The organism is Mesorhizobium sp. M7A.F.Ca.ET.027.02.1.1, from assembly GCF_004022985.1.
Lineage (GTDB): Bacteria > Pseudomonadota > Alphaproteobacteria > Rhizobiales > Rhizobiaceae > Mesorhizobium.
The window spans coordinates 1-11,037 of sequence record NZ_RZOL01000201.1 but is presented as its reverse complement, the minus strand read 5'-3'; the positions used below and the strand labels follow the sequence as shown (position 1 = coordinate 11,037).

The window sequence follows — 11,037 nt, the reverse complement described above, 5'->3', positions numbered from 1 at the left end:
GTCGCAATAGACCGGTGCGCCCTGCACCGGAGCGATGACTTCGAGGTTCGGATCGTTGGCCTTCTTGACCAGATCATTGATCGACAGGACGGGCAGCGAATAAGCGTCGATGCGGCCATCCTGGAGCATCTTCACGCCGCTCTGGCCATCCGGCACGACGATGACGCGATCGCGTGGCACGCCGGCATTGAGCGCGAGCTTCTCCTCGGTGCCGCCGCCCGGCGCGCCGATGGTCGCAGTCGTATCCTTGGCGACATCCTCATAGCTCTTGAAGCCCTTCGGATTGCCCTTCTTCACCAACATCGCCTCGGCATCGCAAAGCACCGGCTCGGAATAGACGACGGCGGCGCAGCGTTCCGGCTTCATGAACAGGCCGGCGGTGACGACATCGAAGCGACCTGCCTGCAGGCCGGGGATCATGGCGCCATATTCAGAGATCGAAGCGGCGACGTCGGCGACGCCGAGCCGCTTGAATATCTCGCGGGCCACATCGGGCGCGGCACCCGAAACTTTGCCGTCGGCGGCGACCGCCGTGTAGGGCGGCTCGTTGGCGATGGCGAGGCGAGCGAAACCTTGCGCCTTGAGTTGTTCGAGCTTGCTGTCATCGGCCGAACCCACGCTCGAGGCGGCCAGCACCGCCGCCAGCGTAAGGCTGGCGACGCCAGCCAGAATGCCAAGTTTCTTCTTCATTGTTCCCAACTCCTTGTTTCTTGTCTTGCTTTGTTACGGGGCGGCCCTCGCCACCTCGGGACGACTTCGTCGCCCTGGGCATTGCGGTCAGACGCGATGTCCGGCCGCGATGATCTTCTTCAGGAAGCCTTGCGTACGCTCCTGCTTGGGATTGCGGAAAATCTCGTCGGGCTTGCCCTCCTCGACGATCCTGCCACGATCGAAGAACAGTACCCGGTCGGCGAAATCATGGGCAAAGCCCATCTCGTGGGTGACCAGCAGCATGGTCATGTCGGTCTCGGCGGCCAGCTTGCGCATGACGTTCATCACCTCCTCGACCAGTTCCGGATCGAGCGCTGACGTCACCTCGTCGAACAGCATGATCTTCGGCGACAGTGCCAGCGCCCGGGCGATCGCCACACGCTGCTTCTGCCCGCCGGAAAGCTGTGCCGGCATGTTCTTGGCCTTGTCGGCCATGCCGACCATCTCAAGCAGTTCCATCGCCCGCTTTTCGGCGGCGGCGCGCGACGTACCCTTGGTCAGCATCGGCGCCAACGTGACATTGTCCATGACGCACTTATGCGGAAACAGGTTGAACAGCTGGAAGACCATGCCGATCTTCTGGCGCATCCTTGTCAGGTGCCGCTCATCGGCGGGCAGCAACTGGCCGTTACGCTCCATGTGGTAGAGTTGCTCGCCGTCGATCTGGATATGACCGCCATCGATGCGCTCCAGCGTCATCAGGATGCGCAGGATCGTCGTCTTGCCAGAGCCCGATGGGCCGATCAGTGCCAGCTTTTCGCCGGGCATGACCTGCATCGACAGCCCGTCCAGCACCTTGAAGCTGCCGAAGCTCTTCGAGATGCCGTCGATCTTGATGATGGGCGCTGATGCGGACAAATGAATTTCCCCGTCTTGGAGAAGCCTATGCCCTTAACGATGCGGAACGCGCCAAATCATGTCAATTGGTAAAATAATATCATGACAATTATTCTGATTCTGCACAATTTCCCAGCATTTCCGGCCTAGATCGCAAGCAGCAGATGCTCGGGATCGCCAAGCAAAAGCTTGGTAACAACGCCAAGGCCGGCGCGCAGTTCCCCTTCGGTGGTCGAGCCCAGCGAGATGCGCACCGCCGGATGCCAGGGGGCATCCGAAATGCGGAAGGATGCGCCGGGCGCTATCGCCACGCCCTGCAGCCGAGCCTGGGCGACAAAACTTTCCTCGGCACGATCGGCCGGCAGTTGCAGCCAAACATGCAGCCCGTCGTGCCGGGCGCGATAGTCGACGCCCGCCAGCACTTGCGCCGCGATATCCAGCCGGCGCCGCAATGCCGCACGCTGCCAGTGGACAAGCTCTATCGCCGTGCCGTCCGTCACCCATTTGGTGGCAATCTCCGCCACCATCGGCGTCGCCATCCAGTTCGAAACCAGATGCCGGTTGGCGACGGCGGCGACATAGCGGTCGGGCGCCGCGAGATAGCCGATGCGCAGGCCGGGCACCACGATCTTGGTGAAGGAGGTGACGTAGAGCGTACGCTCCGGCGCAAACGCGGCAACCGGCGGCGGCCGGTCCTCGACCAGGGGACCCAGCACGTCGTTCTCGATGATGGCGATGTCGTGCTTGCGCGCCACCGCCGCGATCTCTTCTCGCCGCCGCGCATCCATCAGGGTCGCCGTCGGGTTGATCACCGAGGGCTGCACGAAGACCGCGCGGATGTCGGAAAGCCGGCAGGCCTCGTCCAGCGCTTCCGGGATCAGGCCGTTATCGTCGATCGGCAGGCCTTCCAGATTGAAGCCGAGATAGCGCGCCAGCGGCACCAGCGTGTGGTGGCCGATCGCCTCGGTGGCAACCGTCGAGCCCGGCGGCGCGACGCTCATCAGCGCCACGGTCATGCCGGCGGTGGCGCCGTTGGTCAGGCTGACGTTCTGCGGCGATGCATCGAGGCCACAAAGCCTCAGCCATTCGACCGCCACCGCGCGGTGGCGCGGAAACACCATGTTGGGCCGGAACGAAAGTGCTGAACTCGACGGCAGGTTCTCAGCCAGCCAGCCCAGTGCCTGTTTTAGCCGCTCCAGATGCATCGGCTCACAAACCGGTTTCAGGATCGACAGGTCGATGACTTCGCCGAGCCGCTCCGGCAGGTAGGGCGGCTCCGGCTCGCGGCGCTGCGTCTGGACGAAGCTGCCGCGGCCGATCTCGCCCGAAATCAGGCCGCGACGGATTAGCTCTTCATAGGCGCGACTGACCGTCTGCACCGAAAGTTTCAGATCGTCGGCCAGCCTGCGATGGGTCGGCAGCCGCGCGCCATTGGCAAGGCGCCCGTCATGGATGGCGCGCGCGAACTGGTCGGCCAGCGATTGATATGCCGGCCGCCTGATGAGTGCGGGATCGGGTTGCCACAATGTCATGACTTATTAGAGATCGAAATCAGTGCAATTGACAATCGAAATAATGCGCCGTCATGGTACTCGGACGAAAAGTGAGCTCTGATGACATCAGCGAAACTCGACCCGATCGACCTGAAAATCCTCGACGCCATCCAGCGCGACGGACGCATCACCAAGCTGGCGCTGGCCGATCAGGTCGGGCTGTCGCCGACGCCGTGCTGGATGCGGCTGCGCAAGCTGGAAAAGGCCGGCATCGTCTCGGGCTATCATGCCAGGATCGCCATGCGCGTCGTCGCACCCGTCGCCACCGTGCTGATGGAGGTGACGCTGGCCAACCACCGCCAGGCCGATTTCGACCGCTTCGAGCGCGTCATCCGAGACATCCCAGAGATCGTCGCCTGCTGGTCGGTGGGCGGCGGCGTCGACTATGTGCTGAAGGTGATGGCGCGCGACATCGACGCCTATCAGCGGCTGGTCGACGGCTTGCTCGACCGCGAAATCGGCATCGATCGGTACTTCACCTACATCGTCATCAAGACGGTGAAGGACGAGATCGCGCTGCCTATAGCCGACCTGCTGCCGGCGTCGGCTTAAGGCCGGAGAGATCGTCTGCCGAGGCGACGCAATAGAGAGAGTCTCTCTACTTCAAGGCATCCAAACAGCCTCTCTATCTGCATCGGGCGGATAGTCTTCCCGTATCAGTCCGAACCGGGAGGTCTCGACCATGTCCGCGCATTTCGCCCGCTCGCATCGCCATGAAGCGCTCGACCGCCTGACCGACCGCCGGCTGCTGCGTGAACTCGCCTATGTCGATGGCCACTGGACCGCGAGCGAGGCCGCCGAAAGCTTCGAAGTCACCGACCCGGCCACCGGCACCACAGTCGCTTTCGTCGCCGCGCTCGACGGCCGGCAGACGACGAAGGCGATCGATGTCGCCGCGCGCGCCTTCCCGGCGTGGCGGGCGCTGTTGCCGCAGGAGCGCTCGAAAATCCTGCGGAAATGGTTCGAGTTGATCATCGCTGCAAAGCAAGACCTCGCTCTGCTGATGACGCTGGAACAGGGCAAGCCGCTGCAGGAGTCGCTGGGCGAAATCGACTATGCCGCTTCCTTCGTCGAATGGTATGCCGAAGAAGCAAAACGCTTGAATGCCGAGAGCGTCACCAGCCATCTGCCGAACGCCGAAATGATGGTTCGGCGCGAGCCGCTCGGTGTCGTCGGCGTCGTCACGCCGTGGAATTTTCCGTCGGCGATGCTGACCCGCAAGGCGGCGGCAGCCCTTGCCGCCGGCTGCACCATCGTTGCGCATCCGTCCTCGGAAACGCCGCTGTCGGCGCTGGCGCTGGCCGAGCTCGGCGAACGCGCCGGCTTGCCCGCTGGCGTCTTCAACGTCATCACCGGCAAGGCTTCGACCATCGTCGGGCGGATGTGCGAAGACCCGCGCGTTCGCGCCATGAGCTTTACCGGCTCGACCGAGATCGGCCGGCTGATCGCCGCGCAAAGCGCGCCGACCATGAAACGGCTGGTGATGGAGCTTGGCGGCCATGCCCCGCTGATCGTCTTTGCCGATGCCGATCTGGACAAGGCGGTTGATATCGCCATCGACGCCAAATTCGCCACGTCGGGCCAGGACTGCCTCGCCGCCAACCGTATCTATGTTCAGCGTCCGATCTACGATCGCTTCTGCGCCGCGTTCACCGCGCGCATCGAGGCGCTGCGAACCGGCAATGGCCTTGCAGATGGCACCGACATCGGCCCGCTGATGCATGAGCGCGCGATCAAGAAGGTCGAAGAGCAGGTCACCGATGCGCTGACCCATGGCGCGCGCTGCCTCACCGGCGGCAAGCGGCACCAGGCTGGCCCCCTGTTCTATCAGCCGACGCTGCTGGCCGATGTCACCGATGAAGCGCTGATCATGCGCGAGGAGACTTTCGGTCCGGTCGCCGCCGTGACGGCTTTCGACAGCGAGGACGAGGTGATCGCCCGCGCCAACGCTACCGAATATGGCCTCGTTGCCTATGTCGTGACCGAGAATGGTGGCCGGCAGCAGCGTATGGGCCGCGCCCTCGATTACGGTATGGTCGCCATCAACCGCGTCAAGATCACCGGCGCGCCGATTCCGTTCGGCGGCGTCAAGCAATCGGGCATCGGGCGCGAAGGCTCGCGCCACGGACTCGAGGCTTTCACCGATCTCAAATATCTCTGCCTCGATGTAGCTTAAGCTGCGCCGGAATCACCGTTTTGTCAGGAGTCAAAAGAATGCTCGACCAGTCCAACGAACTCGCCGCCTGGGATCGCGACCACTTCTTCCACCCCTCGACCCATATGGGCACGCATGCGCGGGGCGAGAGCCCGACGCGCATCATGGCCGGCGGTGAAGGCGTCACCGTCTGGGACAACAATGGCAGGAAGAGCCTCGATGCCTTTGCCGGGCTCTATTGCGTCAATGTCGGCTACGGCCGCCAGAAGATCGCTGACGCCATCGCCAACCAGGCGAAGAACCTCGCTTACTACCACGCCTATGTCGGCCACGGCACCGAGGCCTCGATCACGCTGGCCAAGATGATCATCGACCGCGCGCCGCAGGGCATGTCGCGGGTCTATTTCGGCCTCTCCGGTTCCGATGCCAACGAAACCAACATCAAGCTGATCTGGTACTACAACAACGTGCTCGGCCGGCCGGAGAAGAAGAAGATCATTTCGCGCTGGCGCGGCTATCACGGCTCGGGCGTGATGACTGGATCGCTGACCGGGCTCGACCTGTTCCACAACGCCTTCGACCTGCCGCGCGCGCCGATCCTGCACACCGAGGCACCCTACTACTTCCGCCGTGCCGACCGCTCGATGAGCGAGGAGCAATTTTCTCAGCATTGCGCCGACAAGCTCGAGGAGATGATCCTGGCTGAGGGTCCGGAAACCGTCGCGGCCTTCATCGGCGAGCCGATCCTCGGCACCGGCGGCATCGTGCCGCCGCCGGCCTTCTACTGGGAAAAGATCCAGGCGGTGTTGAAGAAGTACGACGTGCTTCTGGTCGCCGACGAGGTGGTGACGGGCTTCGGCCGTCTGGGCACCATGTTCGGCTCCGACCATTACGGCATCAAGCCCGACCTGATCACCATCGCCAAGGGCCTGACCTCGGCCTATGCCCCGCTGTCGGGCGTCATCGTCGCCGACAAGATGTGGCAGGTGCTGGTTGAGGGTTCCGACAAGCTCGGTTCGCTCGGTCATGGCTGGACCTATTCGGCGCATCCGATCTGCGTCGCCGCCGGCGTCGCCAATCTCGAACTGATCGACGAGATGGACCTGGTGACAAATGCCAAGGAGACCGGCGCCTATTTCCGCGCCGAGTTGGCCAAGGCAGTCGGCGGCCACACGAATGTCGGGGACGTCCGCGGCGACGGCATGCTGGCGGCGGTGGAATTCGTTGCCGACAAGGACGACCGGGTGTTCTTCGACGCCTCGCTCAAGATCGGGCCGCAGGTGGCGACGGCACTTGCCGCAAGCGGCGTCATCGGCCGCGCCATGCCGCAGGGCGATATTCTCGGCTTCGCGCCGCCGCTCTGCCTGACCCGCGAGGAAGCCGACATCGTCGTGTCGAAGACCGCCGATGCCGTGAAGAGCGTGTTTGCCAATCTCTGAGATCGACTATGAATGCCATGATCAGAACCCTCCCCGCCACCATGGCCGCCGTGCTGCTCACCGGGCACGGCGGACCGGAAAAACTCGTCTACCGCAGCGATGTGAAAGTGCCCGGGCCCGCTCCCGGTGAAGTGCTGGTCAAGGTCAGCGCTTGCGGGATGAACAACACCGATGTCTGGGTGCGCCAGGGCGCCTATGGCACGGAGGAGGACGCTGCCGCCGTGTCGACATGGCGCCGCCAGGGCAACACGCTTGTTTTCCCGCGCATCCAGGGCACGGACACCGTCGGTATCGTCGCCGCCGTCGGCGAAGGCGTATCGCCGGACCGTATCGGCGAACGGGTGATGGTCGATTTCTCGATCTACAACCGCGACGACGATTCACTCGCCGACATCGATTATATGGGCCATGGCCGCGATGGCGGTTACGCCGAATACCAGGCCGTGCCGGCCGAGAACGCTCATGTCATCGACACCGACATGAGCGATATCGAACTCGCCACCTTCTGCTGCGCCTACCTGACCGGTGAACAGATGCTGGAGCGCGCGGCGCTCAAGGCCGGCGAGCGCGTGCTGGTCACCGGCGCTTCGGGCGGTGTCGGTTCCGGCATCGTGCAGTTGGCACGGGCGCGCGGTGCCATTCCCTATGCCGTCGTCGGCAAGGGCAAGGAACAGGCGGTGCTCGACATCGGCGCCGAGGCCGTCATCACCCGTGGTGTTGCCGACCTGCCGCAAGCCGTGAACGAGGCGACCGGAGGCCAGCCGATCGACGTGGTGGCCGACCTCGTCGGCGGCGCCATCTTCAACGACCTGTTGCGTATTCTCAGGCCCGAGGGCCGTTACACTACCGCAGGCGCGATTGCCGGCCCGGTCGTGCAGCTCGATCTCAGGACCATGTACCTGAAGCAATTGCAGCTGCACGGCTCGAGCCAGGGCACGCGTGCGGATTTCCGCCGCATCGTTGGGTACATCGAGGCGAAGAAAATCCGGCCGCTGGTTGGCGGCGTCTACAAGCTCTCCGATTTCCACCATGCGCAGGCGGATTTCATCGCCAAGGCTTTCGTCGGCAAGCTGGTGGTGGTGCCGGATGCCATGTGGGGCTCGGCTGGCTGAACAACGCTCATCTCAACCATGCTGGGCCGCCCTCAACAGCATGCCGAACAGGTCGCGCGGCTCGTCGGGGTCGGCCAGCATGTCGAGTTCCTGGTAGAGGCCAGTCGAGCGCAGCTGGTCCCTGACATAGCGCAGTGCCGAAAAGTCCTCGATGGCGAAGCCGACCGAATCGAACAGCGTGATCTGGGTGGCATCGCGCCGGCCTTGCACGGCGCCTGACATCACCTGCCACAGCTCGGTCACCCCATGATCCGGTGCAAGCTGCTGGATCTCGCCCTCGATGCGGGTCTGCGGCGGATATTCGACGAAGATGTCGGAGCGCAGCAGGATATCGCGGTGCAGTTCGGTCTTACCGGGGCAGTCGCCGCCGACCGCGTTGATGTGCACGCCGGAGCCGACCATGTTGTCGGTGAGGATGGTGGCGTACTGCTTGTCGGCGGTGACGGTGGTGATGATGTCGGCTCCCTCGACAGCCTCCTGCGCGGTGCCGCAGGCGATCATGTCGAAGCCGAGACCGGCGAGATTGCGGATGCATTTTTCGGTGGCAGTGCGGTCGATGTCGTAAAGCCTCAGCCTGTCGACGCCGAGCAGCGCCTTGAAGGCCACCGCCTGGAATTCGGCCTGGGCGCCGTTGCCGATCAGCGCCATGCAGCTGGAGCCGGCCGGCGCCAGGTATTTGGCGGCCAGAGCCGACATCGCCGCCGTGCGCAGCGCGGTCAGGATGGTCATTTCGGATAGCAAGACAGGATAGCCATTGTGGACATCGGCGAGCATGCCGAAAGCCGTCACCGTCTGGCGCCCCTCGCGCATGTTCTTGGGATGGCCGTTGACGTATTTGAAGCCGTAGACCTCGCCGTCGCTGGTCGGCATCAGTTCGATGACACCTTCGGCGCTGTGCGAGGCCACGCGCGGGGTCTTGTCGAACAGCTCCCAGCGGCGGAAATCATCCTCGATGTAGCTGGCGAGTTCGACGAGGAAGCGCTCGACGCCGATCTTCAGCACCAGCTTCATCATATGATCGACGCTGACGAAGGGCACGATGTTGAGATTGGGGATCATTTTTTCTTATCCTTGCCGCATGCAGGCGGTCAGTCCTGGCGATACGCGTTGTGCGCCTTCATCATCGCCGCCAGCGCCGGATCGTTTTGCTCCAGCGCCCTGATGGCTCCGCCTGTGTCATAGAGGCGCTCATCCTGCCCCATCTTGAACTTGGCTTCGAGCCGCCCGATCGGCAGGTCAAACCCCATGATACCAGGTATACGCCGCTCCATGCCGCCAGGTCCCAGCTCGCGCATGCGCCAGCGGTCATCGCGATCTTTTTCCAGCACCTCGACAAGCTGCAGGAGATGCCGGGCGGTGGCGTGCTCGTCGAGCGGCACCGGATGCCCATGACAATGCACGACAGCAAAATTCCAGGTCGGCGCGCTGTCGCGCACCGGATTGCGCGGATACCAGGACGGCGAGATATAGCCATGCGGGCCGTGGAAGATGGCGACGGTCTCCCTGCCTTCGCTGATCAAGGTGCTGTGCGGATTGGCCCTGGCGAGATGCGAGACCAGAGTTCCGTTTTCACCCCGCGCGCGATCGAGCACGAAGGGAAGATGCGAGACGACGAGCCCTTGCGGTCCCGCTGTCACCACCGCGGCGAAGGCCGCGGCCTCGATCAGGCCGAACACCTCGTCGTGCGACAGCGGCGCAAATTCAGGCTTGCTGTACATAGATCAGCTTCGCTGGGCGCGGACCGCCGGGATCAGGCCTTGCGGGCGAACCAGCAGCACGGCGATGACGCCCGACAGCACGATGGCGTCGCGATAGGGGGCGATCGCTCCCGGCAATGTCGCCTGCAACAGCACCTCGATGATGCCGAGCAGAAAACCGCCGGCGACAGCACCTGGCAAGCTGCCGAGCCCGCCGACGACGGCGGCGATGAACGCCTTCAACACCGGCGTAAAGCCCATCAGCGGATCGACCGAGGCGCGCTGCGCCACCCACAGCATAGCCGCCAGCCCGGCCAGCAGGCCGGAGAGCAGGAAGGCGGTGGCGATGATGCGGCTGGCCGGAATGCCCATCAGGCGCACGACGTCGAAATCTTCCGCCGCGGCGCGCATCGCCGTGCCGGTCACCGAGCGGCGCAGGAAGACTTCCAGCGCAATCAGCGCCAGTGCGGAGACGACGATGGAGATGCTGGGACCGACGCCTATGGTGAAATCGCCGAAGGAGAAGGCGCCGGTCATCCAACCGGGCATTGCGACAGCTTGCGGCCGCGCCGAAATGCCGTTCTGGAAGACGACTTTCAACAGGCTGGAGACGGCAAAGCTGGTCAACAGCAGGCTGGTGACGCTGGCGCCGCGCATCGGCCTGAACGCGATACGCTCCATGATGACCGCGGCGAGCGCGCCGCAGGAGACGGCGACAAGCACCGCCACCGGGAAGGGAAAACCCAGCACCAGCGAGGCCAGAAGCGCATAGCCCGACAGCGTCATCAGCTCGCCATGGGCGAAGTTGATGAGGCCGACGATGGAAAAGACGATCGCCAGCCCGAGCGCCAGCAGCGCATAGACGCCGCCGAGGCTCACCGCATTGATGATCTGCTGCGCGATCATGCTTCTTAAGCTCCCAGATAGGCTTGGCGGACGAGGTCCGATGAAGCGAGTTCTTTTGCCGTGCCCGACAGCACCACCTCGCCATTGGCGAGCACAACGGCGCGGTCGGCGATTTCGAGCGCCAGCGCCACATTCTGTTCGACCAGCAGGATGGTCAGGCCCTTGCGGCGCAGTTCGGCGATCAGGTCGAAGACGGTGTCGATCAGTTGCGGGGCAAGGCCGAGCGAAGGTTCGTCGAGCAGGATCATGCGCGGCTTGCCCATCAGCGCGCGGGCGATGGCCAGCATCTGCTGTTCGCCGCCCGACAGATTGCCGCCCTTGACGCGGTGGTAGCGGCGCAGGATCGGGAACAGCTCCAGCATCTCCTCTTCGCGCAGCCTTGCCTCGGCCGCCGGCTGATGCACTGCGCCGCCGAGACGCAGATTATCGGCCACCGTCAGGCTGGCGAAGATACGGCGGCCTTCGGGAACCAGCGCGACGCCCTTGCGGGCAATCGCCTCCGGCGCCAGGCCGGTGATGTCGACACCGTCGAAGACCACCTTGCCCGATGCCGCCGGCACCAGCCCGGCGACGGCGCCGAGCGTCGAACTCTTGCCGGCGCCGTTGGCGCCGACCAGCGCGATGATC

Annotated in this window: 11 protein-coding genes; 4 read left to right on the top strand and 7 right to left on the bottom strand. The window is 64.1% G+C overall.

Annotated elements, in window-relative coordinates:
• The 3 genes from ehuB to EN749_RS21055 all read right to left on the bottom strand — a co-directional run.
• The coding region (ehuB, locus tag EN749_RS21065; RefSeq protein WP_128363885.1) for an ectoine/hydroxyectoine ABC transporter substrate-binding protein EhuB at positions 1 to 690 on the bottom strand (690 nt) is incomplete at its 3' end.
• An 87-nt stretch (positions 691 to 777) separates the two neighbouring features.
• Positions 778 to 1,569, bottom strand: a complete 792-nt coding sequence (gene ehuA / locus EN749_RS21060; RefSeq protein ID WP_128363884.1) for an ectoine/hydroxyectoine ABC transporter ATP-binding protein EhuA — start codon at positions 1,567 to 1,569, stop codon at positions 778 to 780.
• A 125-nt stretch (positions 1,570 to 1,694) separates the two neighbouring features.
• Positions 1,695 to 3,080, bottom strand: coding sequence for a PLP-dependent aminotransferase family protein (locus EN749_RS21055; protein WP_128363883.1), 1,386 nt, complete (start codon positions 3,078 to 3,080; stop codon positions 1,695 to 1,697).
• An 81-nt stretch (positions 3,081 to 3,161) separates the two neighbouring features.
• Between EN749_RS21055 and EN749_RS21050 the strand changes: the two genes are divergently transcribed.
• From EN749_RS21050 to EN749_RS21035, 4 genes are all read left to right on the top strand, one after another.
• The gene (locus EN749_RS21050) at positions 3,162 to 3,653 is read left to right on the top strand and encodes an Lrp/AsnC family transcriptional regulator (protein WP_127807776.1); all 492 of its coding nucleotides are present in this window, start codon (positions 3,162 to 3,164) and stop codon (positions 3,651 to 3,653) included.
• A gap of 130 nt (positions 3,654 to 3,783) precedes the next feature.
• On the top strand, positions 3,784 to 5,277 hold the full coding sequence (locus EN749_RS21045; RefSeq protein ID WP_127807777.1) for an NAD-dependent succinate-semialdehyde dehydrogenase: 1,494 nt from the start codon (positions 3,784 to 3,786) through the stop codon (positions 5,275 to 5,277).
• A gap of 38 nt (positions 5,278 to 5,315) precedes the next feature.
• Positions 5,316 to 6,695, top strand: coding sequence for an aspartate aminotransferase family protein (locus tag EN749_RS21040; RefSeq protein ID WP_128363882.1), 1,380 nt, complete (start codon positions 5,316 to 5,318; stop codon positions 6,693 to 6,695).
• Between the two features lie 8 nt (positions 6,696 to 6,703).
• The gene (locus EN749_RS21035; RefSeq protein ID WP_128289919.1) at positions 6,704 to 7,807 is read left to right on the top strand and encodes an alcohol dehydrogenase family protein; all 1,104 of its coding nucleotides are present in this window, start codon (positions 6,704 to 6,706) and stop codon (positions 7,805 to 7,807) included.
• A 12-nt stretch (positions 7,808 to 7,819) separates the two neighbouring features.
• On the opposite strand, the gene EN749_RS21030 is transcribed toward EN749_RS21035, so the two are convergent.
• From EN749_RS21030 to EN749_RS21015, 4 genes are all read right to left on the bottom strand, one after another.
• Entirely contained in the window at positions 7,820 to 8,866 is a 1,047-nt protein-coding gene (locus EN749_RS21030; protein WP_127398933.1) for an ornithine cyclodeaminase, read from the bottom strand.
• A 29-nt stretch (positions 8,867 to 8,895) separates the two neighbouring features.
• Entirely contained in the window at positions 8,896 to 9,525 is a 630-nt protein-coding gene (locus EN749_RS21025; protein WP_127807780.1) for an FMN-binding negative transcriptional regulator, read from the bottom strand.
• Between the two features lie 3 nt (positions 9,526 to 9,528).
• The gene (locus tag EN749_RS21020) at positions 9,529 to 10,410 is read right to left on the bottom strand and encodes a branched-chain amino acid ABC transporter permease (protein WP_127807781.1); all 882 of its coding nucleotides are present in this window, start codon (positions 10,408 to 10,410) and stop codon (positions 9,529 to 9,531) included.
• Positions 10,411 to 10,415: 5 nt separating this feature from the next.
• A partial coding sequence (locus EN749_RS21015) for an ABC transporter ATP-binding protein (RefSeq protein WP_145990961.1) occupies positions 10,416 to 11,037 on the bottom strand: 622 nt, incomplete at its 5' end.